We start from the raw sequence: 23,384 nt of genomic DNA on the forward strand, positions 1-23,384 counted from the left end.
CTCCCGGAGGCGCGACCGGGACGGAGAGCACTCGTGAGCACGGCCGCGCATGCCCAGGACCCCCTCGACGCCGGCACCCTCGCCCCGGCACCGCGCACCCTGATCGACGTGCTCCGAGACACCGCCGAGCGCCACCCCGACGCCTCCGCGCTCGAGGACCCGGCCGGTGCGCTCAGCTATCGCGAGCTGCTCGCCCGCGTCGTCTCCGCCGCCGGCGAGCTGACCGCCGCCGGGGTGCGTCGCGGCGACCGAGTGGGCGTGCGGATGGCCAGCGGCTCGCGCGAGCTCTACCTCGCGATCCTCAGCATCCTCGCCGCCGGCGCGGCCTACGTCCCGGTCGACGCCGACGACCCCGAGGAGCGGGCGCGACTCGTCTTCGGCGAGGCCGCCGTCCGCGGCGTCGTCACCGGCTCCGGCCGCTTCGAGCGCGCCGATGCGGAACCCGCGCGGCTCTTCACCGGCTCGGCGCCGCATCCCAGCACCGCCTCGATCCCGCTGCTGCAGCCGCCGACCCTCGAGGACGACGCCTGGATCATCTTCACCTCGGGCTCCACCGGCACGCCGAAGGGCGTCGCCGTCAGCCACCGCTCGGCCGCCGCCTTCGTCGATGCCGAGGCGCGCGTCTTCCTCCAGGCCGAGCCGCTCGGGCCCGGAGACCGCGTGCTGGCGGGCCTCTCCGTCGCGTTCGACGCCTCCTGCGAGGAGATGTGGCTGGCCTGGCGGCACGGTGCCTGCCTCGTGCCCGCCCCGCGCTCGCTCGTGCGCAGCGGGATGGACCTCGGTCCCTGGCTGACCACGCACGGCATCACGGTCGTCTCCACCGTGCCGACCCTCGCTGCGCTCTGGCCCGCGGAGTCGCTGGAGAACGTCCGGCTGCTGATCTTCGGCGGCGAGGCCTGCCCGCCGGAGCTCGGCCAGCGCCTGGCCGTCGACGGTCGCGAGGTCTGGAACACCTATGGTCCGACCGAGGCGACCGTCGTCGCCTGCGCCGCTCCCCTCGGCGGGCCCGGCCCGGTGCGCATCGGCCTGCCGTTGGACGGCTGGCGGCTGGCCGTCGTCGATCCGGAGGGCCGCCGTGTCGGCGAGGGCGAGGTCGGCGAGCTGATCATCGGCGGCGTCGGCCTGGCCCGCTACCTCGACTCGGCGAAGGACGCCGAGAAGTACGCGCCCGCACCGACCCTCGGCTGGGAGCGCGCCTACCGCTCCGGCGACCTCGTGCGCTTCGAGAGCGCCGGACTCGTCTTCCAGGGCCGCGCCGACGACCAGGTCAAGCTCGGCGGCCGGCGGATCGAGCTCGGCGAGGTCGAGTCGGCGCTGCAGGGCCTGCCCGGAGTGTCGGGCGCTGCGGCCGCCGTTCGCACCACCGGCGCCGGGATCCAGGTCCTGGTCGGCTACCTCGCCCTGGCCGGTGGACGCGAGCTCGACCGCGACGCCGCCCTGACGCGCCTGCGCGAGGAGCTGCCGGCCGCCCTCGTCCCGCTGCTGGCGGTCGTCGACGAGCTGCCGACCCGGGTGTCGGGCAAGGTCGACCGCGCGGCCCTGCCGTGGCCGCTGCCCGAGAGCACCTCGGCGGACCCGGGGCTCGACGCCGAGACGGCCTGGCTGGCCGGCCTCTGGCGCGAGGTCCTCGGCGTTCCGGTCGACGAGAGGGCGAACTTCTTCGACCTCGGCGGCGGCTCGCTCGCCGCCGCCCAGCTCGTCGCTCGGATCCGCGAGCGCGACCCGGAGTTCACCGTCGCCGACGTCTACGCGCACCCCCGGCTCGCCGCGATGTCGGCCGAGATCACGAGCCGCGCGACCGGTGCCGGCGAGGTCTCGACCCACCGGATCGCGCCGGTCCCGCGCCGGATGCAGGTGCTGCAGACCCTGCTCGGCGCCCCGCTGCTGGTGCTCGGCGGTGCGCGCTGGACGACGGTCGTCCTCACGGTCTGCGCGCTGCTCGATCTGCTGCCCGGCTTCGGCTGGCTGCCGACCGTGCCGCTGCCCGGGCTGGTCGTCGCCTTCGCGCTCTTCTGCACCCCGTTCGGCCGGATGGGCGTCACCGTCCTCGCCGCCCGCTCGCTGCTGCGGGGCGTGCGCGCCGGCGACCACCCCCGCGGCGGCGGCGTCCACCTGCGGCTGTGGCTCGCCGAGCGGATCGCGCACCAGCTCGGCGCCGTCAGCCTCGCCGGCGCCCCCTGGGTCGCGCTCTACGCCCGCGCCCTCGGCGCCCGGATCGCCGACGACGTCGACCTGCACTCGCTCCCGCCGCTCACCGGGATGCTCACTCTCGGCCGCGGCGCCGCCATCGAGCCCGAGGTCGACCTCTCCGGCTACTGGATCGACGGCGACGTCCTGCGGGTCGGCGCGGTCCGCGTCGGCGCCGGCAGCACGGTCGGCGCCCGCAGCACGCTGCTGCCCGGCACGCGGATCGGCAAGAACGCGCAGATCGAGCCCGGCTCCGCGGTCTTCGGCCGGGTGCCGGCCGGCCAGCGCTGGGGCGGCTCGCCCGCGCAGCGCCTCGGCAAGGCGAGCGCGGGCTTCCCCGCCGAGCGCCCGCCGCGCGCGACGCCGTGGGTCTGGGCCTACGCCGTCTCGGCGCTGGGACTGGCCGCCGTGCCCGTGGTCTCCTTCGCGGTGGGCCTGGGTGTGCTCGCCCTCGCCACGCAGGGCTCCGCCGATCTCGCGGAGGCACTCCCCCGCGCCCTCGCAGCCCTCGTCCCCGCGGTCGCCGTCACCGGCGTCGTGCTGGGCGGGCTCGTCGTCGTGCTCGTGCGCCTGCTCGGCCTCGGCGTCCAGGCCGGCACGCACCCCGTGCGCGGCCGGATCGGCTGGCAGGTCTGGTCGACGGAGCGCCTGCTCGACCACGCCCGCGCGCTGCTCTTCCCGCTCTACTCCGGCCTCTTCACTCCCGTCTGGCTGCGGCTGCTCGGCGCGAGGGTCGGCCGTGACGTCGAGGCCTCGACCGTGCTGCTGCTGCCCGCGATGACGACGATCCGCGACGGCGCCTTCCTCGCCGACGACACCCTCGTCGCCTCCTACGCCCTCGGCGGCGGCTGGATGCGGCTGGCCCGCGCGGAGATCGGCGAGCGCGCCTTCCTCGGCAACTCCGGGATGGCCGCGCCCGGCCACACGGTGCCGGCGGGCGGACTGGTGGCGGTCCTCTCCTCCGCCCCGCGGAAGTCGAAGGCGGGCTCGTCCTGGCTCGGCTCGCCGCCGGTGCGGCTGCGGCGCACGGTGGTCGAGGCGGAGTCGGCGCGCACGTTCCGGCCGGCCGCGCGCCTCCGCGCCGCCCGGATCGTCTGGGAGCTGCTGCGCTTCGTCCCGGTCGTCGTCTCGATGGCGATCGGCCTCGGTGTCGTCGCGGCCCTGCTGGCGCTGGTGCCGGTGATCGGGGCACCGGCGACGGCGGTGGCCGGCGGTGTCGTCCTGCTCGCCGCCGGCGCGGTCGCCGCAGGCGTCTCGACCGCGGCGAAGTGGCTCCTGATCCAGCGCGTGCGCCCGAGCGAGCACCCGCTCTGGTCCTCCTTCGTCTGGCGCAGCGAGCTGGCCGACACCTTCACCGAGATGGTCGCGGCGCCCTGGTTCGCGCACGCCGCGGCCGGCACTCCCGCGCTGGTCTGGTGGCTGCGGAGCCTGGGCGCGCGGATCGGCCGCGGCGTCTGGTGCGACAGCTACTGGCTCCCCGAGGCCGATCTCGTCGATCTGGGCGACGGAGCGACCGTGAACCGGGGCTGCGTCGTGCAGACGCACCTGTTCCATGATCGAATCATGAGCATGGATCTCGTGAGTCTCGACGCCGGCGCCACTCTCGGCCCGCACAGCGTGATCCTCCCCGCGGCGACGATCGCGGCGCACGGCACGGTCGGCCCCGCCTCGCTCGTGATGCGCGGCGAGCTCGTGCCCGCCGGCAGCCGCTGGAGCGGCAACCCGATCGGCCCGTGGCGGGAGGTGCGCGTCGGCGACTACCACGCGCCCGTCGCGTGAGCCCCGCGCAGACCGGACTGGAGTCGGCGGGCGACCCGTACCTGCCGGGGATCGGCAACACCGGGTATCGCGTCGAGTCCTACGACCTCGATCTCGACTACCGGGTGTCGAGCAACCGGCTCGCCGGTCGTGCGACCCTGCGGATCCTCGCGCTGCAGCCGTTGCGCCGCTTCTCGCTCGACCTCAGCCGCCTCCGAGTGACCCGGGTGCGGGTCGGCGGTCGCAAGGCGCGAGCCGAGCAGGGCGCGCACAAGCTCCGGATCACGCCGGCCGAACCGCTCGAGGCCGGCGCGAGCGCGCTCGTCGAGATCGAGTACGGCGGCCACCCGGGTCCCCGCGCCAGTCACTGGGGCGAACTCGGCTGGGAGGAGCTGGCCGACGGCGTGCTCGTCGCCTCGCAGCCCTCCGGCGCGTCGACCTGGTACCCCTGCAACGACGACGTCGCCGAGAAGGCGACCTACCGGATCCGGGTGAGCGCGGAGGAGGGCTACTCCGTGCTCGCGAACGGCGTGCTGCTCGAGACGAGCGAGCGCTCGGGCCGGCGCACCTGGCTCTACGAGCAGCTCGAGCCGACCGCGAGCTACCTCGCGTCGGTGCAGATCGGCCGCTACGTGCTCGAGGACCGCCTGCTCTCCGGAGTCGCGGTCACCCTCGCGCGCCCGGCCGCCCTGGCCTCGCGCGTCGCGCGCGACTTCGCTCCGCTCGGCGGCATGCTCGCGTTCTTCTCGCAGGTGTTCGGCCCGTATCCGTTCCGGCAGTACACCGTCGTGGTCACCGCGGACGAGCTCGAGATCCCGCTCGAGGCGCAGGGCATGGCGGTGTTCGGCGCCAACCACGCCGACGGCCGCGGCGGCTCGGAGCGGCTGATCGCGCATGAGCTGGCACACCAGTGGTTCGGCAACAGCGTCGGCCTCGCCCGATGGCGGCACATCTGGCTCAACGAGGGCTTCGCCTGCTACGCGGAGTGGCTGTGGTCCGAGGAGTCGGGCGGGCCGAGCGCCGACGCCCAGGCGCGCCGCCACCACGCGCTGCTCCGGCTCCAGCCCCAGGACCTCGTGCTGGGCGACCCGGGGCCGGTCGATCTCTTCGACGACCGCGTCTACAAGCGCGGGGCCCTCGCGTTGCACGCGCTGCGCCTCCGGCTCGGGGATGCGGCGTTCTTCGGGCTGCTGCGCACCTGGACCGGTCGGCACGCCGGCGGCACCGCCACCGAGGACGACTTCCGCGCGCTCTGCGCCGAGGTCGCCGGTGACGCCGGGGTCGCCGGCGTCGAGGCTCTGCTCGACGCGTGGCTGATCGAGGTGCGGCTGCCGCCGCTACCGCCCGCCCACTGAGGCGAGCGAGTCCTCGAGCGCGTCGCCGTGCTCGCGGCGCCAGCCGATGATCGGACCGGCGCCGCCCACCGCGTCACCCAGCGCGACGCTCACGCGGAGCGCCGGGTCGATCCGCGGCTCGGCGAGACGGAAGCGCGACTCGTCGATCCGCGCCTCCGCGGCGAAGCGCGACTCGTGGATACGGACGCGCCGCGGATCGACGTCCAGCCCGCGGCCGTCCGCCTTGAGCGCCGCCTCGATGCGGGTCCAGTGCAGGATCGGATCGGCCGCCCGGAACCCGCCCGTAGCGAAGGGGGCGCCGGCGATCCGCGTGATCGCGATCCCGCGCTCGGCCGGTCCCTCGACGGGCTCGACGTCGACCCCCACGACTCCCGCGCTGCTCGCCGCGACGACGACGGCGCCCGCGCAGTGCGCGATGCTGACGGAGAGGTGCTCGGCGCCCTCGATCCAGGGGCGACCGTGCGCTCCGCCGCAGCGCAGGCAGCGGGCGGTCACCTGCACCGCCGTCGTCGGCCGCTCGAGCAGTTCGCCCGCGAGCATCCGCAGCAGCACCCGGCCGAAGACGAAGCGCTCGGCCACCGCGGCCGACCCCGTCGCGCGGTAGCGCTCCCGCTCGGCTGGGCCGAGCAGCGGCAGCAGCCGCTCGGCGTCGAGGCTCTGCTCGTCGAGCGCGAGCCAGCGCAGATGCACCCCCGGCAGGTCGTGCACGACGTCGACCGTCCTCGTCCCGTCCCCCATGATCCCGTCCCCCTGTCCCCTCTGCCGGTCCCGCGCTAGTCCGACGCCCGCGCGGTCGCCGCGTGCTCGCCGCGCTCGTAGACGTCCGCCGCCGAGCCGACGATCAGCGGGTCGGGTCCGAGCGGCGAGACGACCTCGTCGTCCCGGCCGTCGTAGTCGTACAGGCTCAGCACGTAGCGCATGGCCTCGAGGCGGGCGCGCTTCTTGTCGTTGCTCTTGACGATGGTCCACGGGGCGTCGGCCGTGTCGGTCGCCGCCATCATCTCCTCCTTCGCCGCCGTGTAGTCGTCCCACTTGTCCAGCGAGGCGAGGTCCATGGGCGAGAGCTTCCACTGCCGCACCGGGTCGATCATCCGAATGGTGAACCGGGTGCGCTGCTCCTCGGCCGAGACCGAGAACCAGAGCTTGACCAGGTCGATGCCCTCGCCGACGAGCATGCTCTCGAACAGCGGCGTCTGCCGGACGAACTCGTCGTACTGCTCCGGAGTGCAGAAGCCCATCACGCGCTCGACCCCCGCACGGTTGTACCAGGAGCGGTCGAACAGCACGATCTCGCCCGCGGCGGGCAGGTGCGAGACGTACCGCTGGAAGTACCACTGCGTGCCCTCCCGCTCGGTCGGCTTCTCGAGCGCGACGACCCGGGCGCCGCGCGGGTTGAGGTGCTCGGTGAAGCGCTTGATGGTGCCGCCCTTGCCCGCGGCGTCGCGCCCTTCGAAGACGACGACGAGGCGCCGGCCGTGCTTCTTGATCCAGTTCTGCAGCTTGAGCAACTCGATCTGCAGCAGCCGCTTGCCGGCCTCGTACTCCTCGCGCGACATCCGCTCGTCGTAGGGGTAGCCCTCGCGCCAGGTGTCGATCTGCGTGCCGTCGCGGCGCAGCAGCACCGGATCGTCGTCGTCCTCGTCGAGCACCACGAGGTCGCGGGCGTCCTCGGGGGTGAGCGAGCGGAGCAGCTCGGGCGAGGGCACGAGCGCGCCGTCGGGAGCAGTGCCCGGAGCGGCATCGAGGACGGCGTCGGAGCGGTGGGAACGATCGGAGGCGGAGGGCACGGAGCGACGCTAGAGCGCCCGCACGACGCTCCGGTGAACGGCGGGTGTCCGCTCCTCTCGCGCTCGGGCCGGGCCGGTCGTACCCTCGTCGCATGTGCCGGAACATCCACACCCTCCACAACTTCGCGCCCGCCGCCTCCGACGAGGAGGTGCACGCCGCCGCCCTGCAGTACGTCCGCAAGATCAGCGGGGCCACCAGTCCGTCGAAGGCGAATCAGGAGGCCTTCGACCGCGCCGTGTCCGAGATCGCCCACATCACGGGCCACCTCCTCGAGGACCTGGTGACGACCGCGCCGCCGAAGGACCGCGAGGTCGAGGCGGCGAAGGCCCGCGAGCGCTCGGCGAAGCGCTTCGCGACGGCCTGACCCTCACGAGCACGCGCCTAGCCGATCAGGTAGGCGAAGCCGCGACCCGAGCGCGCGACCTCCGTCGTGAACTCCACGGCGCGGTCGAGGCACTGGCGGGCGTACTCCCCCTCGGGATGCTCCGCCAGCTGCTCCTCCACCTCCGCCCGGAGAGCGATCAGATCGTCGGCGATCTCGGCGACCTCGTCCGGAGGGACGGCGCGCACGCAGGGGTCCCAGCCCATGCCGCGCACGGTGACCCGCCCCTCCACCATCCGATGCGCGGGGCGCGGCGGCTGCCCCGGTGATCGCGGAGCGGTCAGCGTCTGCAGCGCCGACCACGCCGTGTCGAGATGGAGCATGTCGCCCTCCGGGACGGAGCGCCGGAAGTCGGTGCACGCGGTGACGGCACCGTTCGGCGTCCCCCAGGCGTCCGCGAGCGGATCGTCGCTGAGGACGCTCCGCGGATCGGCGAGCGCGCGCTCGGTCTGGTCGGCATCGAACGCGTAGGCGTGATAACGGATTCCCATGCGTCGATGCTGCCGAGCACGCTCCTCCCTCGGGCGCTCGATGGCTGCATCCGTGGAGAGCGCGGGAGTTCTGGCACCTGTGGAGGGCGGCAGGTGGAAGGCGGGGAGCTCCTCGCGGCGCCTAGGCGTCGAACGCCGCGGGCGGCAGGTCCGTCTCGCCGTCCTCGATCGCGCGGACGATGCGGACGGCGACCGACTCCGGGGAGTGACCCGCGCCGAAGCGCGGCGCCGTGCCCGCGAGGGGGTGCTGGGACAGTGCCGTCTCGGTGTGGCCGGGCCGCGCGTCGAGGAGAAGGATCCCCGCCTTCTTGTACTCCCGCGCCGACGCCCGGACGAACGAGTACAGCGCCGCCTTGGACGCGGAGTAGGCCGCGAGACCGGCGGTCGGCGCCTCGGCGACCACTCCGCTGATCGTCACCGCGAAGGGCCGGCGCTCAGAGGCGGACAGTGCGGAGAACGCCGCCGTCAGCACGCGGATCGGCGCCAGCGCGTTCACGTCGACGAGCTCCTCGAGCACCGCAGGGTCGAGCTCGGCCGACGGCCCGAAGGCGACGACGCCGGCCGCGACGACGACGCCGTCGAGGCGCCCGTGACGGCGGAGGACCTCGTCGACGAGGCGCTGCGGAGCGTCCTCGCCGAGCAGATCGGCGACGAGCGGGGCGTCGCCGAGTGCGGCGCCGTCCCGGCCCGAGCGGACCACCGTCGCGCCGGAGCGCTCCAGCTCGTCCGCGAGCAGGCGCCCGAGCCCGCCGGAGGCACCGAGGACGAGGACGACGGAGCCTTCGAAACGTGTCATCCCGGAAGCCTAGACGGGGGGTCTGGCGCGGATCGCCTCTACCGGGACGCGAGGAGCGCCAATACGGTTGTCGGCATGTCGCGTCCGGACACCTGCGCCGTGCTCCACCGACTGGTGGAGGTCCTCGAGGACCCCGCCCCGATCAATCGGGGCCACGCCCGGCACGTGAGCGGCCTCCTCGCCGTCGCCCTCGACACCGCTCCGGCCCTCAGCGACTGCGCCGGCGCGCCGACGCAGCTCGTCGCGTTCGCGACCGAGGACCCGGCGGACGAGAACCCGGCCCTCTGAGCCGGCGACCGACTGGCCCGGCTCCTCGAAAGTCGCGGTGGTCGAGCGCGAGCACCGCGACGTCTGCGGACTCGGGGGCGCCTCGGCATCCCGCTCTCGTGCACTGCTCGAACGTCGCGGTAGTGGGCCGCGACTTTTGCGCAGTCGCGGCGCCGACGCCGGACCGGACGCCCCCTCGTAGACTCGATGGGCCGAGAGAACGGGGACCCGGTGGACGACGAACGCGCCGCACCTGCGGGCTGGTACCGCGATGACGCCCACCAGGGGTCGATGCGCTGGTGGGACGGCACCCGGTGGACGGACGCCCGCCGCTCCGCGGACGACTCCCCCGTCGCCGTGACGCCCGCCGAGCACGCCGAGCACGTCGAGTACCGCCTGCCGAACTCCGCGGGCGTCCCGACCGTCGACGCGACCGACGAGGCCGAGCGGATCGAAGAGATCGCCGCCGTCGTCGGCCGCCCGCTGCGCGTCGGCGAGGTGTCGGAGCAGACGCTCGACGTCGTCCTGGTCCCCGAGCCGGACCACCCCTCCGGCACCCCCGCGGTCTCGGTCCGCGCCGGCGGCCGTGTGATCGGCTACCTCCCTGACGCGTACCGCCACGCCCCCGAGCGCGGTGGTCTCGACCGCGTGGTCGCCGGCGGCGCCGCCCCCACGACGACGGCACGCCTCCGCGCCGAGCGGACGGAGGACGGCCTGCGCGCCTCGGTGAAGGTCGCGCTGGTCTCCCCGGAGTTGCTGGTCCCGCTCAACGCTCCCCCGGAGGAGCGCTACTCGATCCTGCCCTGGGGCCGCGCCCTGCAGGTGCAGCGCGAGGACGAGCACTTCGTCCGCCTCACCGCGGTGGTCCCCGAGGGCGGCCGCGGTCTCCTCCTCGTGACGCTGCACCTCGTGGGCGGCCTCGTCGAGGTCCGCCTGGACGGCGACCGCGTGGGCGAGCTGACCACCGCGACATCCGAGCAGTTCGCGCCGACCCTCCGCCATCTGGCCGGCCTCGGCCTCACCGCCGCCGCGTACTGCGCCCTGCAGGGCTCACCGCTGAAGGCCGAGCTGACGCTGCAGGCCGCGCGCGCTGCCGAGCTGCCCGCCCACTGGGTCGACGGACGTCCGGTGACCCTCCCCCGCCTGATCCCGGGTGCCGCCGAGGCACCGCCCGCCTACGTCGCGCCGCTGCGGCCGACCCCGCGCACCTCGGAGGCGGCGGCCCGCTCGGTCCGGAAGACCGTCGCCTGGGTGGTCGTCGGCGTCTGCACCCTCGTCGGCCTCTCCAGCTGGATCATCGGCGACGTCCTCCACTGAGGCGCCTCGTCGGACCACGCGGACCTCGGGCACGCGGAAGCACCTCCGGCTCGCCGGATCGTGGGGATCCTGCGAGCCGGAGGCCGTTCCGCGAGCCGGAACCCGGCGGACCGTCACACGTTGAAGCGGAACTCCACGACGTCGCCGTCCTGCATCACGTAGTCCTTGCCCTCGATGCGGGCCTTGCCCTTGGCGCGGGCCTCGGCGATGGAGCCGGTCTCGACGAGGTCGTCGAACGAGATGATCTCGGCCTTGATGAAGCCCTTCTGGAAGTCGGTGTGTATCACGCCGGCCGCCTGCGGGGCGGTCCAGCCCTTGCCGATCGTCCAGGCGCGCGTCTCCTTCGGGCCCGCCGTGAGGTAGGTCTGCAGGCCGAGGGTGTCGAAGCCGATGCTCGCGAGCTGGTTGAGGCCGGACTCGGTCTGGCCGGTGGACTCGAGCATCTCGGCGGCGTCGGCCTCGTCGAGGTCGATCAGCTCGGACTCGATCTTGGCGTCGAGGAAGATCGCGTGCGCGGGGGCGACCAGCGCGGCCAGCTCGGCCTTGCGCGCCTCGTCGGTCAGCACGGCCTCGTCGACGTTGAAGACGTAGATGAAGGGCTTCGCGGTGAGCAGGCCCAGCTCGCGGATCGGCTCGAGCTCGATCGAGGACGCCGAGAGCGGCTTGCCGGTGTCGAGGAACTCGCGCGCCTTCTTCGCCGTCTCGAGCACGATCGGCTCGATCTTCTTGCCCTTGAGCTCCTTCTCGTAGCGCGCCTCGGCCTTCTCGAGGGTCTGCAGGTCGGCGAGGACGAGCTCGGTGTTGATCGTCTCCATGTCGCTCGCGGCGTCGACCTTGCCGTCGACGTGCACGACGTCGGCGTCCTCGAAGCCGCGGATGACCTGGGCGATGGCGTCGGCCTCGCGGATGTTGGCGAGGAACTTGTTGCCCAGGCCCTCGCCCTCCGAGGCGCCGCGGACGATGCCGGCGATGTCGACGAAGGAGACGGGCGCGGGGAGGATGCGCTCCGAGCCGAAGATGCCGGCGAGCACCTCGAGGCGGGAGTCGGGCAGGTTCACGACCCCGACGTTGGGCTCGATCGTCGCGAACGGGTAGTTCGCGGCGAGCACCGTGTTCTTGGTCAGCGCGTTGAAGAGCGTCGACTTGCCGACGTTGGGGAGTCCGACGATTGCGATAGTGAGAGCCACGGGCATCCATCCTACGGCGTGGTCGCGGGGGCGCCGCGTGCCGGTCCGGGCGGCGTCGGAGGTGCGTGAGAGGGTGAGGGCGTGCCCATCGACTTCACCGCCATCGACTTCGAGACCGCCAACTCGCACGGAGCCTCCGCCTGCTCGGTCGGGCTCGTGAAGGTCCGCGACGGCCGCGTCGTGGACCGCGCGGGCTGGCTCATCCGCCCGCCGTACGGCTACGACGACTTCCTCGAGTGGAACACCCGCATCCACGGCATCCGCAAGCACGACGTGCACGGCGCCGCCTCGTGGGTCGAGCAGTTCGACGACCTGGTCACCTTCGCCGGCCAGGACGTCTTCGTCGCGCACAACGCCGGCTTCGACATGAGCGTGATCCGCGCCGCCTGCGCCGCGACGGCGCTCGAGCTCCCCGCCTACGACTACCTCTGCTCCCTCCAGCTCGCCCGCAAGACCTACGAGCTCGAGTCCTACCGCCTGCCGTCCGTCGCCTTCGCCGCCGGCTACGACGACTTCCGCCACCACGACGCATCGGCCGACGCCGAGGCCTGCGCCGCGATCGTCGTGCACGCCGCCCGCCGGCACGGAGCCGGAAGCCTGGCCGAGCTCGGTGAGCTGGCCGGAGTGTCGGTCAAGCGCCTGCGGCCGAAGGCGCCGGTCGCCGCCTGACGCCCGGGGCGGCGATCCGGGAGCCTGCGCGCTCACTCCCCCGCGCGCGGGTCGCCGAACCAGTTGCTGAAGATGCGCCAGAAATTGCGGTTGCCGTAGGCCGAGCACGCGTCGCCCGAGCCGTAGAGGTCGCTCATCGCCGCCGCGTTCGGCTGGTAGGGCGTGTAGTAGTAGAGCCCCGCCGTCGCCGCGTTCTCGATCCGCACCGGAGCCGTCCCGCAGGCGGCGTCGGGCGAGTACTGGATCGCACTGGTCTCGCCCACCGGGTACCAGTCGAAGCTGCTCTCCGGGTTCCGGTAGCGCTGGAACTGCCAGGCCGCGCCGTAGACCTGGCCGAAGAAGCCGAAGTAGTCGGTGTCGCAGTCGGCCGTGTCCGGGCAGCCGTAGCCGGTGGCGCTGCGGAACTGGCGCTCGCTCGGCGCGCTGTCGGTGACGAGCGACTGCTCCTTCTGCAGCAGCGTCAGCAGCACGGCGGGGCTGACATCGCAGGCGCCCGCGACGAAGGCGATGATCTCCGCGGCCGAGCTGTCCTCGTCCCCGGTGTAGGCGGCGCACTGCTCGTCGGCGGCCACGTCGCCGGTGTCCTCGGCGTAGTCGCGGAGGCACGGCACGTCGGTCCCCGCGCAGGAGGGCACCCGCGCATTGAGGAACGCCTGGATCGTCAGCGGGCCGAGGGCGTCGCCGTCGAAGAAGACCTCGTCCGAGACGATGTCGCCGGCATCGAAGCCCGACCCGTCCACGCCGCCGGCCAGGTCGGTCCACATCCGGATGCTCGGTACCTCGGTCGCGGGGGCGGCCGCTGCCCCGAGGTCCGTCGCGCCGGTGAGCAGCAGCACGACCCCGAGGGCTCCGAGGGCCGCCGCCCCTCCCCGTCGACGTCGCACGACGGACGGGGCGGCGGCGGCAGCCGGGGAGGGATCGGCCGGGCTCATCCCTCCACGCTAGCGGCCGTGCCGGAGCCGATCAGCCGCAGGGCGTGAGTCGCGCGACCGCGTCCGACAGCGTGTTCGGGCCGCCGAGCAGGACGACCTTCTTCGCACCGAACGCGGTGATGTCGTTCAGCACCGCCTGCGGCACGCAGTCCCGCGGGACCGCGAAGAGCGGGCTCGAGGTGTAGCCGGCGGCGGTCGCTCCCGCGAGCGCGTCCGGGAAGTTCTCACCGGTCGCGAGGTAGACCGTGTTGGCCCGCTGGAAGGCCGCCTTGTTCAGCTTCTCCGAGGTGTCGTAGCGGTCCGAGCCGGCGATGCGGGTCTTCGAGGCGACGGCGAGCGAGCGCTCGATGCCGTCGCTCACCGAGAGCGCGTTGCCCGCGATCGTGAGCGAGCGGACGCCGAGCTGCGAGACGAGGCTCTTCGTCGTGGCGTCGGCGGTCGCGAGGGTCCCGTTGACCAGGAGCACGGGAGCGTCCACCGAGCCGGCCGCCGCGCTGGCGCCCAGGGCGTCGGGGAACTTCTCGCCCGTGGCCAGCCAGGCCCGGCTCGACCCGTCGGAGAAGGCGTACTGGACGACCTTCTTCGCGGTGTCGTAGCGGTCGACGCCGCCGAGGCGGGTGGGGGTCGCTCCGCCGCGCACGTACTGCTTGAGATCCTGCAGCACGGCGTCGCTGACGCTCAGCGTGGAGCCGACCACGACGATCTTCGCGGGCTTGAGGCGGGTCAGCTCGGTGCGGACCGGCTGCGACATCGAGTCGCGGTCGACGAGCAGGAGCGGGCCGCCCTGCTTGGCCGCGGCGGGCGCGGCGCTCAGCGCGTCGGGGAAGGCGGAGCCAGTGGCGACGTAGACGACGGGGACGTTCGCCGTGAAGGTCGCCTTCGAGACGCGGACGGCCGTGTCCTGGCGGTCGGTGCCGGCGATGCGCTCGACGGGAACGGTGGTGCCGTTGGACACGCTCGTGCAGCCGAGATCCTTGGTGCCGGGCGCCTTCGCGTCGCCCGAGCCGGTCCAGAGGTTCCAGTCCACCGAGGCGGCGCTGGCGCAGACCGTGTAGGTGCCGGCGGCCGAGGCGGGGGCGGTCGCGGAGAAGCCGTGGTTGCCGCCGGCGGCCGGGTACTCGCCCGGGATGTCGCCGCGGGAGGCGTTCGCGGTCTGGGTGCGGACGGTCTTGGAGCCGTCCGGCGCGGTGATGGTGACGGTGGTGGCGAGCTGCGCGCGTTGCGTCGTCGGGTCGACGGCCCAGCCGGAGGCGGTCAGCGTGCCGCCCGAGATCCTCGGGGCGTCGACGCGGCCGGCCGGGGCGACGCCGGCGTTGGCGAGCGAGCCGTTCCAGTCGCTGAAGATGTACCAGAAGTTGATGTTGCCGTAGGTCGCGCAGGCCTGGTTGCCCGTGTTCGTCAGCGCGTAGCTGTTGGGCTGGTACGGCGTGTAGTAGTAGAGGTTCGCGGTGGCCTGGTTGCGGATGGCGACCGGCGACGAGCCGCAGGACGTGTCCGGGTTGAAGAGGATGTTCGGCGTGGTTCCCGCGGCGTAGGCGGTGAAGTTCGAGCCGGATCCGGGCGGGTTCGCGTACTTCTTGAACTGGCGGGCCGCGCCGTAGACCTGGGTGAAGAAGCCGGCGGAGCCGTTGTCGCAGCCGGTGCTGTCGGGGCAGTTGAAGCCGGTCGCGCGGTTGTAGAGGCGCTCGGTGGGGCTCGTCGTCGAGACGAGGCTCGTCTCCTTCTGCACGAGGACCGCGAGGACGAGCGGGCTGATGCCGCAGGCCTCGCCGACGCCGGCGAAGATCGACGCCGCGGACTCGAGGACACCGCCGCGGTACGCCTTGCACATCGGGTCGGCCGCCTTCGACGGCGTGACCTGGCTGAAGGCCTTCAGGCAGGGCACGCCGTTGGGGGTGCCGGAGCAGTTGCGGCCCTTGTCGTCCAGGAGCGCCTGCATCTGCTGCGCCGAGCGGGCGTCGCTGTCGAAGAAGTTCGCGTCGCTGAAGATGTAGCCGGCGCGGAAGCTCTTGGTGCTGCTCGCCTCGTACTGGACCTTGACGTCGGGGAGGACGGAGCCGTCGGCAGCGGTGACCTGAGCCTCCCCCGCTCCCGGATCGACGAGGACGGTCGCGGACGGCAGCGTCTCGTCGGCGGCGGACGCCGCGGCGACCGGGACGAGAGCGGTGCCGAGACCGACGGCGAGGGCGAGCGCGGCGGTGAGCAGGCGCGAAGGACGGCGGTGATTCCCCATGGTCCCGAAGCCTAGAGGCAACCGCCGACTCCGCCTCCTCCCGCTCCGGCCACCCGTCCGAGGGTCAGACGCGCCCTACCGGAGCGCCGCCGCTCGGATGTCGGAGGTCCGTGGTCTCCTCGGCGCATGGAACTCAGCTTCGTCCTCGGCCTCGTCGTCGGCGCGCTCCTCGCCGCCGTCGTCGCGGTGCTGCTCGCCCGCGCCCGCACTCCCGACACCGCGCTCGCCCTCGAGCTGGCCACCGCTCAGGCCCGCGCCGAGGGGCTCGAGGAGCGGCACGAGTCCGTCGTCGAGCAGCACCGCGAGCATCTCGGCTCCGCCCGCGATCAGATCCGCGAGCTGCAGGAGCAGCTGCGCGTCGTCGCCGAGCGCGAGCGCCACGACGCGCGGATCCTGCAGACCCTCTCCCCCGTCGCCGAGAGCCTGCGCGGGATGCAGGAGTCGGTGCGCCGCCTCGAGAGCGAGCGCGCCGCGCAGTTCGGCGCCATCACCGAGCAGCTCGAGGGGCAGCGGCTCGCCGGCGAGCGGCTGCGGTCGACGACCGAGACCCTCGCCTCCGCGCTGCGCTCGAGCGCGAGCCGCGGGGCCTGGGGCGAGACGCAGCTGCGCAACGTGGTCGAGGCGGCCGGGCTGACCCAGCGGGTCGACTTCGACGTGCAGTTCGGGCTCGAGGGCGAGGGCGGGAAGGGCCGCGCCGACATGGTGGTGCGCCTGCCCGGCGGCAAGGCGATCGCCGTCGACGCGAAGGTGCCGTTCGACGCGTACCTCGAGGCGAGCGCCATCCCCGCCGGGGCGGGCGCCGAGGAGGAGGCCCGCCGCGCCGGCCTGCTGCGGGCGCACGTGCGCGCCCTCCGCGGGCACATCGACGCCCTCGCCGGCCGCGCCTACTGGACCGGGCTGCCGGCGAGCCCCGAGTTCGTGATCGCCTTCATCCCCAGCGAGCCGCTGCTCGCGAGCGCGCTCGACGCCGATCCGACGCTGCTCGAGTACGCGTTCCGCAAGCGGGTCGCCCTCGCCTCGCCGGTGACGCTCTGGTCGGTGCTGAAGACCGTCGCCTACACCTGGCAGCAGGACGTCCTGACCGACGACGCGAAGCGCCTGCTCGACCTCGGCAAGACCCTCTACGCGCGCCTCGCGACGCTCGCCGATCACGCCGAGGGGCTCCGACGCTCGATCGAGAGGACGGTCGACTCCTACAACGCGTTCGCGGGCTCGCTCGAGACCCGCGTCCTCGTCACCGCGCGCCAGTTCGACACCCTCGACGAGTCCCGCGTGATCGCGCCCGCCGGCGGCGTCACGGTGTCCCCGCGGCGGCTGACGGCCGTCGAGCTCCTCGCCCCGGACGAGCGCACGGCCTGAGCGCCGGGGTCTCGATACGCCGCTGCGCGGCTGCTCGACCAGCATGTGGGCACCGCTCCGCGGCAGCTCGACCGTCGGACAGGGCGCGCCCATCATGCTGATCGAGTAGCGCCCGCAGGGCGCGTATCGAGATCCACCCGCGCGGGGACACCGAATCTCGATACGCCGCTCCGCGGCTACTCGACCAGCATGGGTGCGCCGCTGCACGGCTACTCGACCAGCACGAGTCAGCGGCTGCCTAGACCCACTTCTCCGCGAGGTGCTGGGCCGTCACGCGGCGGATCGTGCCCGAGCGCGAGCGCAGGACGATCGACTCGGTGGTGATGATGTGGCCCTCCTTGCGGACGCCCTTCACCAGACCGCCGTTGGTGACGCCGGTGGCGACGAAGTAGGTGTTGTCGCTGCGGACCAGGTCGTTCGCGTGCAGGACGCGGTCGAGGTCGTGGCCGGCGTCGATCGCGCGCTGGCGCTCGTCGTCGTCCTTGGGGCGGAGGATGCCCTGGATCACGCCGCCGAGCGCGCGGATGGCGCACGCGGTGATGATGCCCTCGGGCGTGCCTCCGGTGCCGACGCACATGTCGACCCGGGAGTCGTGCCGAGCGGCGTTGATGCCGCCCGCCACGTCGCCGTCGAGCAGCAGCCGCGTCCCGGCACCCGCCGCGCGGATGTCGTCGATCAGCTGCGCGTGCCGCGGGCGGTCGAGCACCGCGATGCGCATCTCGTCGACGGGCTTGCGCTTGGCCCGCGCCAGCGCGCGGATGTTCTCGCCGATGGGGCGCTCGATGTCGATGATCCCGACGCCCTCGGGCCCGGTGACGATCTTCTCCATGTAGAAGACGGCGGACGGGTCGAACATCGCGCCGCGGTCGGCGACGGCGATCATCGACAGCGCGTTCTGCCGGCCGGCGGCGGTCAGCGAGGTGCCGTCGATCGGGTCGACGGCGATGTCCGCCGCGGGGCCCGAGCCGTTGCCGACGTGCTCGCCGTTGTAGAGCATCGGCGCGTTGTCCTTCTCGCCCTCGCCGATGACGACGACCCCGTCGAAGTTGACGGTGCCGAGGAAAGTGCGCATCGCGTCGACGGCGGCGCCGTCGGCGGCGTTCTTGTCGCCCTTGCCGATGAAGGGGACGGCGCGGATCGCCGCCGCCTCGGTGGCTCGGACGAGCTCCATGCCGAGGTTGCGGTCCGGGTGGAGGTAGAGCGAGTCGTGGTCGATATCGGTCACAGCGCGGAGTCCTTCGCGTTCGAGTTCGTGCAGACGGCGTCGTCGCAGGACCCGCGGAGCGGATCCCCATCCCGGAGCGGAGTCTATCCGAGGCCCGCCCCGCGCCCGGGGGACGCCCCGCAGCCGCCTCGCTAGACTCGACGCCGACGCGGGCCTCGCCCGACCCCCTCCCGTTCATCCGTCAAAGGAGATGCCATGCCCGTCGCTACCCCGGACCAGTACGCAGAGATGCTCGACAAGGCGAAGAAGGGCGGCTTCGCGTACCCCGCGTTCAACGTCTCCTCCTCGCAGACCATCAACTCGGTGCTGCAGGGCCTGTCCGAGGCCGGCTCGGACGGCATCATCCAGGTCACGACCGGAGGCGCCGACTACTTCGCCGGCCACACGGTCAAGAACCGCGCCGCCGGAGCGATCGCCTTCGCGAAGTTCGCCACCGAGGTCGCCAAGAACTACCCGGTCACGGTCGCGCTGCACACCGACCACTGCCCGCAGAACGCGCTCGAGGGCTTCGTCTACCCGCTGATCGCCGCCTCCGAGGAGGAGGTCAAGGCCGGTCGCGAGCCGCTCTTCCAGTCGCACATGTGGGACGGCTCGGCCGTGCCCCTCGACGAGAACCTGAAGATCGCCCAGGAGATCCTGCCGCGCGTGAAGGCGATCAATGCGATCCTCGAGGTCGAGATCGGCGTCGTCGGCGGCGAGGAGGACGGCGTCTCGCACGACATCAACGAGCACCTCTACACCACGCTCGACGACGCGATCGCGACCGTCGAGGCCCTCGGCTTCGGCGAGCAGGGCCGCTACATGGCCGCGCTGACCTTCGGCAACGTCCACGGCGTCTACAAGCCCGGCAACGTGCGCCTGCGCCCCGAGCTGCTCCGCGAGATCCAGGACGGCCTGCAGAAGAAGTACGGCACCGAGGCGCTCCCGCTCGACCTCGTCTTCCACGGCGGCTCCGGCTCGACCGACGAGGAGATCGCCGAGGCGGTCCGCAACGGCGTCGTGAAGATGAACATCGACACCGACACCCAGTACGCCTTCAGCCGCTCGGTCGCCGACACGGTGCTGAAGAACTACGACGGCTTCCTCAAGGTCGACGGCGAGGTCGGCAACAAGAAGGTCTACGACCCGCGCTCGTGGGGCAAGATCGCCGAGTCCGCCATGGCCGTCCGCGTCGCCGAGGCCACCCGCCAGCTCGGCTCCGCCGGCCACTCCGGGAAGTAGGGCACCGCTCCGTGACGAACGCACACGACCAGCCGAGCGGCTCCCCGCGCCCGGAGCCGCAGTACGGCGAGTACGCGCCGCCCGGCTGGTCGTGGACGCCTCCGGAGGACGCCGTCGTCGTCCCGGACCCGCGAGGGTCCGAGACGGATCCGCGGCCCGCGACCGCCCCGGCCGCGAAGACCGTGGCGCACCCCGTCGACCGGCTGATCACGATCATCCTGCTGGCGCTCGGCGTCTTCTTCTCCGTGCCGACGCTGCTCGATCCGTCGAGCTTCGCGACCACGCTCTCGGAGCTGTACACGAGCCAGGGCATCGGCACCTACGCCTCGCCCGAGCTCGCCCGCACCCTCGGACTGGTCGTCGCGCTGGCGCAGGCGCTCATCGTCGCGTTCGCGGTCTGGATCGCCGTCCGCCGGCTCCGCGCCGGCAAGCGCGCCGTCCTCGTGCCGATCCTCGGCATCGCGGCGACGGTCGTGCTCTCGCTGACGGTCGCCGCCATCGCGATCCTCGGCGACCCGACCTTCGCCGACTACGTCTCGCGGATGTCCGCCGGGACCGGCACCGACGCCTAGCCGCAGCGTCCAGCCGCAGCACCCGCACACGCGAGAAGGCCGCCCTCCCTCGGGAGCGGCGGCCTTCTCCGCGTTCGGCGTGCGGAGCGTCAGGCGCGGACGGGAGCGCTGACGCGACCGCCGGCGCCGCGCGCGTCGCGCTTGCCGGCGACGTCCTTGCGCAGCTCCTTCGGCAGCGAGAACATCAGGTCCTCCTCCGCCGTCTTGACCTCCTCGACGTCGCCGTAGCCGGCGGCGGCGAGGTCGTCGAGCACCTCGCGCACGAGGACCTCGGGCACCGAGGCGCCGCTGGTGACGCCGACGGTGCGGATGCCGTCGAGCCACTCCTGCTTGATCTCGCTGGCGTAGTCGATCCGGTAGGCGGCCTTGGCGCCGTACTCGAGGGCGACCTCGACGAGGCGGACCGAGTTGGACGAGTTGGCCGACCCGACCACGATGACCAACTCCGCGTGCTCGGCGACCTTCTTGATCGCGACCTGGCGGTTCTGGGTGGCGTAGCAGATGTCGTCGCTCGGCGGGTTCTGCAGGTTCGGGAAGCGCTCGCGGAGGCGGCGGACCGTCTCCATCGTCTCGTCGACCGAGAGCGTGGTCTGCGAGAGCCAGACGACCTTGTCCGGGTCCTTCACCACGATGTTCGGGACGTCGTCGGGGCTGCCGACCAGGGTGACGTGATCGGGGGCCTCGCCCGCGGTGCCCTCGACCTCCTCGTGCCCCTCGTGGCCGATCAGGAGGATCTCGAAGTCGTCGCGCGCGAAGCGGACGGCCTCGCGGTGCACCTTCGTGACGAGCGGGCAGGTCGCGTCGATCGCCTGGAGGTTGCGGTCCGCCGCGCCCTGCACGACTGCCGGCGAGACGCCGTGGGCGCTGAAGACGATGTGCGAGCCCTCGGGGACCTCGTCGACCTCCTCGACGAAGATCGCGCCCTGGCTCTCGAGCGTCGAGACGACGTGCACGTTGTGCACGATCTGCTTGCGGACGTAGACGGGGGCGCCGTAGTGCTCGATGGCCTTCTCGACGGCGACGACCGCGCGGTCGACGCCGGCGCAGTAGCCGCGGGGAGCGGCGAGGAGCACTCGCTTGGCTCCGTCGACGGGCTCGTCGCGCAGGCGCCCGGTAGCGCGGGGCATGCGCGGCATGGGCAGGCTGATCGGGGCTTCACTCACCCCGCGATTCTACGCGGTGCATCCTGTGCTCCCCGCGGATGAGCCGGATCCGGTGCCGACCGGTCGGCGGACGCCTCCGCGCGCCCCCCGGCGCCGACGCCGCCGAGGTGTCGGAGGCATCCCGTACCGTTGTCGTCGCGGGTCCGCCACCCGCTCCCCCCGCCCGCCCGCTCCCGCGAAGGCACCGATGACAGACGCCCCTCCCACCGCCGATGCTCCCTGGCCGGTCGGTCTGCTCGCGAGCAAGATCAAGGGCTGGATCGAGCGCCTCGGCACGGCATGGGTCGAGGGCGAGATCACCCAGTGGGGCGTCTCCGGCGGCAACGTCTACGGCAAGCTCAAGGACCTCTCCGGCGACGCGACGGTCGGCTTCACCGTCTGGTCCTCGGTCCGGGCCCGCCTCCCGGCGGACCTCAAGCAGGGCGACCGGGTGATCGCGCTGGTCAAGCCGAACTACTGGGTCAAGGGCGGCACGCTCTCGATGCAGGTGTTCGAGATGCGGCACGTCGGTCTCGGCGACCTGCTCGAGAAGCTCGAGCGCCTGCGCCGGCAGCTCGCCTCGGAGGGTCTGTTCGAGCCCGCGCGCAAGAAGCGGCTGCCCTTCCTCCCGCACGGCATCGGCCTGATCACCGGCAAGGACTCCGATGCCGAGAAGGACGTCCTCCGCAACGCCCAGCTGCGCTGGCCGGCCGTCCGCTTCCGGGTGGTGCACGCCGCCGTGCAGGGCGAGCGCACGGTGTCCGAGGTGACCTCGGCCCTGCGCACCCTCGACGCCGACGCGAGCATCGACGTGATCGTGATCGCCCGGGGCGGCGGCGACTTCCAGAACCTGCTCGGCTTCAGCGACGAGTCGCTGGTGCGCGCGGTCGCCGCCTGCGCCACGCCCGTGGTCAGCGCCATCGGGCACGAGGCCGACCGCCCGCTGCTCGACGACGTCGCCGACCTCCGTGCCTCCACCCCGACCGACGCGGCGAAGCGGGTCGTCCCGGACGTCTCCGACGAGCTGCTCCGGGTCCAGCAGGCGCGCCTGCGGATGACCACCAGGGTCAGCGGGCTCGTCTCGCACGAGATCGACCGCCTCTCGCAGCTGCGCTCCCGGCCGGTCCTCGCGCAGCCCCGCGTCCTCGTCGACCAGCGCTCGGAAGAGCTGACCCGCTGGGTCGCCCGCGGCGCGGAGCTGGTCGAGCGGCGGATCGAGCGCGCCCACCTCGAGGTCGAGCGCCTGCACGGGCACCTCCGCGCTCTCTCGCCGCAGCACACCCTCGACCGGGGCTACGCGATCGTGCAGAACGGCGCCGGCCACGTGGTCCGCGCGCCGCAGGACGCGGCGGAGGGCGAGGCGCTCGTGCTCACGCTCGCCGAGGGCGCCGTCGCCGCCCGCTCGACCGGCCCCGCGGCCGATCCCGCCGGCCGCGGCTGAGCAGCCCGCACCCACCCTCCCGCGCCCCTCCTCGCAGCCCCGATCGATAGGATCACCCCCATGGCCGACGCCCGCACCGACTCCCCCGCCGTGCAGTCGAGCGACCCCGCCCCGTCCGGCGAGAGCGACGTCTCGGGCTTCAGCTACGAGCAGGCGCGCGACGAGCTCGTCCGCGTCGTCTCCGAGCTCGAGCAGGGCAGCTCCACCCTCGAGCGCTCGCTCGCCCTCTGGGAGCGCGGCGAGGCGCTCGCGGCCCGCTGCGAGGAGTGGCTGATCGGCGCGCGCGCCCGGCTCGACGCCGCCCGCTCGGGCGGGTCGGCCGCCGGCGGACCGAGCGCCGGATGAGCCGCCAGAAGCCGCCCCGCGTCGTCGCCGAGCTCGGCCGGCCCGAGACCGCCGCCGAGACCGCGGCCCGCAAAGCCGAGAACAGCCGGCTCTACCGCCAGCGCAAGACCGTCAACAACCTCGTCTTCTCGCTGCTCGCGACGGTCGGCGTGGTCGCGCTGATCGTCCTGATCGTCCCCCGGGGCGAGGGCACCGTGCGCGACCCGGTCGACGTGCCGGCGGTCGCCGCCCAGTTCCAGCTCGGCGAGAGCGAGACGCTCGCCGCGCCCGACATGCCCGACTCCTGGTCCTCGAACGCGGCCGAGCTGCGCGAGGACGCCGGCGTCGAGTACTGGTACGTCGGCCTGATCACGCCGAAGAACGGCTACATCGGCGTCAGCCAGGGCTTCGACGCCGACGAGCGCTGGGTCTCCGGCCAGCTCGACAGCGCCGCCGCGACGGGCGTCGAGCAGATCGACGGCCGCGAGTGGACGGTCTACGACCACCGCGACGGGGCGGGCGAGACCGGCAACAGCCCCTACGCTCTCGAGACGACGGCCGGTGGCAGCACCTACCTCGTCTACGGCACGGCGCCGACGGACGAGATCCGCCAGGTCGTCGACGCCATCACCCCGCAGATCGGCCAGGAGGAGTCCCGTTGAGCTTCGATCCGTCGAGCCCCCAGCACGAGGTCCCGCAGAGCATCGCCGTCGCGCGCGAATCGCGCCCGCCGTCGTG

Annotated in this window: 20 protein-coding genes and 1 pseudogene; 12 read left to right on the forward strand and 9 right to left on the reverse strand. The window is 73.3% G+C overall.

All coding sequences use genetic code 11. The annotated features are described in order from the left end of the window. The first annotated feature begins 33 nt into the window (after positions 1 to 33). Positions 34 to 3,966, forward strand: coding sequence for a Pls/PosA family non-ribosomal peptide synthetase (locus HRK28_RS02915; RefSeq protein ID WP_173250368.1), 3,933 nt, complete (start codon positions 34 to 36; stop codon positions 3,964 to 3,966). Continuing rightward, the gene (locus HRK28_RS02920; protein ID WP_173250369.1) at positions 3,963 to 5,300 is read left to right on the forward strand and encodes a M1 family metallopeptidase; all 1,338 of its coding nucleotides are present in this window, start codon (positions 3,963 to 3,965) and stop codon (positions 5,298 to 5,300) included. The genes HRK28_RS02915 and HRK28_RS02920 overlap by 4 nt, the downstream gene beginning before the upstream one ends. Here the strand turns inward: HRK28_RS02920 and HRK28_RS02925 are convergent. After that, the gene (locus HRK28_RS02925; RefSeq protein WP_173250370.1) at positions 5,283 to 6,038 is read right to left on the reverse strand and encodes a 4'-phosphopantetheinyl transferase superfamily protein; all 756 of its coding nucleotides are present in this window, start codon (positions 6,036 to 6,038) and stop codon (positions 5,283 to 5,285) included. The genes HRK28_RS02920 and HRK28_RS02925 overlap by 18 nt on opposite strands. A 35-nt stretch (positions 6,039 to 6,073) precedes the next feature. Beyond that, positions 6,074 to 6,952, reverse strand: coding sequence for a polyphosphate kinase 2 (gene ppk2 / locus HRK28_RS02930; protein WP_367948363.1), 879 nt, complete (start codon positions 6,950 to 6,952; stop codon positions 6,074 to 6,076). Positions 6,953 to 7,179: 227 nt separating this feature from the next. On the opposite strand from ppk2, the gene HRK28_RS02935 reads away from it, so the two are divergent. After that, positions 7,180 to 7,452 carry a DUF2277 domain-containing protein gene (locus tag HRK28_RS02935; RefSeq protein ID WP_173250371.1) on the forward strand — a complete coding sequence of 91 codons (273 nt, stop codon included), beginning with the start codon at positions 7,180 to 7,182 and terminating at the stop codon, positions 7,450 to 7,452. Positions 7,453 to 7,469: 17 nt separating this feature from the next. Here the strand turns inward: HRK28_RS02935 and HRK28_RS02940 are convergent, their stop codons facing one another. Both HRK28_RS02940 and HRK28_RS02945 read right to left on the reverse strand, forming a co-directional pair. Continuing rightward, positions 7,470 to 7,961 carry a DUF1877 domain-containing protein gene (locus HRK28_RS02940; protein ID WP_173250372.1) on the reverse strand — a complete coding sequence of 164 codons (492 nt, stop codon included), beginning with the start codon at positions 7,959 to 7,961 and terminating at the stop codon, positions 7,470 to 7,472. Positions 7,962 to 8,082: 121 nt separating this feature from the next. Beyond that, the gene (locus tag HRK28_RS02945; RefSeq protein ID WP_160088254.1) at positions 8,083 to 8,757 is read right to left on the reverse strand and encodes an SDR family oxidoreductase; all 675 of its coding nucleotides are present in this window, start codon (positions 8,755 to 8,757) and stop codon (positions 8,083 to 8,085) included. 75 nt (positions 8,758 to 8,832) lie between these two features. Here HRK28_RS02945 and HRK28_RS02950 point away from each other — a divergent pair, with 75 nt between their 5' ends. Beyond that, the gene (locus tag HRK28_RS02950) at positions 8,833 to 9,045 is read left to right on the forward strand and encodes a hypothetical protein (protein ID WP_173250373.1); all 213 of its coding nucleotides are present in this window, start codon (positions 8,833 to 8,835) and stop codon (positions 9,043 to 9,045) included. Positions 9,046 to 9,255: 210 nt separating this feature from the next. Then, positions 9,256 to 10,341: a DUF2510 domain-containing protein gene (locus HRK28_RS02955; RefSeq protein WP_173250374.1), complete on the forward strand. Its 1,086-nt coding sequence runs from the start codon at positions 9,256 to 9,258 to the stop codon at positions 10,339 to 10,341. A 113-nt stretch (positions 10,342 to 10,454) separates the two neighbouring features. On the opposite strand, the gene ychF is transcribed toward HRK28_RS02955, so the two are convergent. After that, complete coding sequence (gene ychF / locus HRK28_RS02960; RefSeq protein ID WP_127886145.1) at positions 10,455 to 11,528, reverse strand: redox-regulated ATPase YchF; 1,074 nt, start codon at positions 11,526 to 11,528, stop codon at positions 10,455 to 10,457. Positions 11,529 to 11,609: 81 nt separating this feature from the next. On the opposite strand from ychF, the gene HRK28_RS02965 reads away from it, so the two are divergent. After that, positions 11,610 to 12,197, forward strand: coding sequence for an exonuclease domain-containing protein (locus HRK28_RS02965; RefSeq protein ID WP_173250375.1), 588 nt, complete (start codon positions 11,610 to 11,612; stop codon positions 12,195 to 12,197). Between the two features lie 32 nt (positions 12,198 to 12,229). Here HRK28_RS02965 and HRK28_RS02970 read toward each other — a convergent pair whose 3' ends face one another. Together HRK28_RS02970 and HRK28_RS20420 are read right to left on the reverse strand one after the other, a co-directional pair. Then, positions 12,230 to 13,129, reverse strand: a complete 900-nt coding sequence (locus HRK28_RS02970) for a hemagglutinin (protein ID WP_173250376.1) — start codon at positions 13,127 to 13,129, stop codon at positions 12,230 to 12,232. Positions 13,130 to 13,160: 31 nt separating this feature from the next. Continuing rightward, complete coding sequence (locus HRK28_RS20420; protein WP_173250377.1) at positions 13,161 to 15,362, reverse strand: cell wall-binding repeat-containing protein; 2,202 nt, start codon at positions 15,360 to 15,362, stop codon at positions 13,161 to 13,163. A 126-nt stretch (positions 15,363 to 15,488) separates the two neighbouring features. Between HRK28_RS20420 and HRK28_RS02980 the strand changes: the two genes are divergently transcribed. Then, the gene (locus HRK28_RS02980; RefSeq protein ID WP_173250378.1) at positions 15,489 to 16,721 is read left to right on the forward strand and encodes a DNA recombination protein RmuC; all 1,233 of its coding nucleotides are present in this window, start codon (positions 15,489 to 15,491) and stop codon (positions 16,719 to 16,721) included. A gap of 238 nt (positions 16,722 to 16,959) precedes the next feature. Here HRK28_RS02980 and glpX read toward each other — a convergent pair whose 3' ends face one another. Next, positions 16,960 to 17,892 (reverse strand): class II fructose-bisphosphatase, encoded by a 933-nt coding sequence (glpX, locus tag HRK28_RS02985; RefSeq protein ID WP_123445977.1) that lies wholly within the window; start codon positions 17,890 to 17,892, stop codon positions 16,960 to 16,962. Positions 17,893 to 18,141: 249 nt separating this feature from the next. Between glpX and fbaA the strand changes: the two genes are divergently transcribed. Together fbaA and HRK28_RS02995 are read left to right on the forward strand one after the other, a co-directional pair. Then, positions 18,142 to 19,167, forward strand: coding sequence for a class II fructose-bisphosphate aldolase (fbaA, locus tag HRK28_RS02990; protein WP_123445424.1), 1,026 nt, complete (start codon positions 18,142 to 18,144; stop codon positions 19,165 to 19,167). Positions 19,168 to 19,178: 11 nt separating this feature from the next. Then, positions 19,179 to 19,739, forward strand: a complete 561-nt coding sequence (locus HRK28_RS02995) for a DUF6264 family protein (RefSeq protein ID WP_173250379.1) — start codon at positions 19,179 to 19,181, stop codon at positions 19,737 to 19,739. An 89-nt stretch (positions 19,740 to 19,828) separates the two neighbouring features. Here HRK28_RS02995 and HRK28_RS03000 read toward each other — a convergent pair whose 3' ends face one another. Further along, the gene (locus tag HRK28_RS03000) at positions 19,829 to 20,875 is read right to left on the reverse strand and encodes a 4-hydroxy-3-methylbut-2-enyl diphosphate reductase (protein WP_160091271.1); all 1,047 of its coding nucleotides are present in this window, start codon (positions 20,873 to 20,875) and stop codon (positions 19,829 to 19,831) included. 214 nt (positions 20,876 to 21,089) lie between these two features. On the opposite strand from HRK28_RS03000, the pseudogene xseA reads away from it, so the two are divergent. From xseA to HRK28_RS03015, 3 genes and pseudogenes are all read left to right on the forward strand, one after another. After that, a pseudogene (xseA, locus tag HRK28_RS03005) lies at positions 21,090 to 22,368 on the forward strand (exodeoxyribonuclease VII large subunit); the annotation flags it as partial. A gap of 14 nt (positions 22,369 to 22,382) precedes the next feature. Further along, positions 22,383 to 22,667: an exodeoxyribonuclease VII small subunit gene (locus HRK28_RS03010; RefSeq protein ID WP_217274385.1), complete on the forward strand. Its 285-nt coding sequence runs from the start codon at positions 22,383 to 22,385 to the stop codon at positions 22,665 to 22,667. Next, positions 22,664 to 23,308, forward strand: coding sequence for a DUF4245 domain-containing protein (locus tag HRK28_RS03015; RefSeq protein ID WP_160088236.1), 645 nt, complete (start codon positions 22,664 to 22,666; stop codon positions 23,306 to 23,308). The genes HRK28_RS03010 and HRK28_RS03015 overlap by 4 nt, the downstream gene beginning before the upstream one ends. Positions 23,309 to 23,384 lie beyond the last annotated feature (76 nt).

This window comes from Rathayibacter sp. VKM Ac-2835 (assembly GCF_013266705.1).
Lineage (GTDB): Bacteria > Actinomycetota > Actinomycetes > Actinomycetales > Microbacteriaceae > Rathayibacter.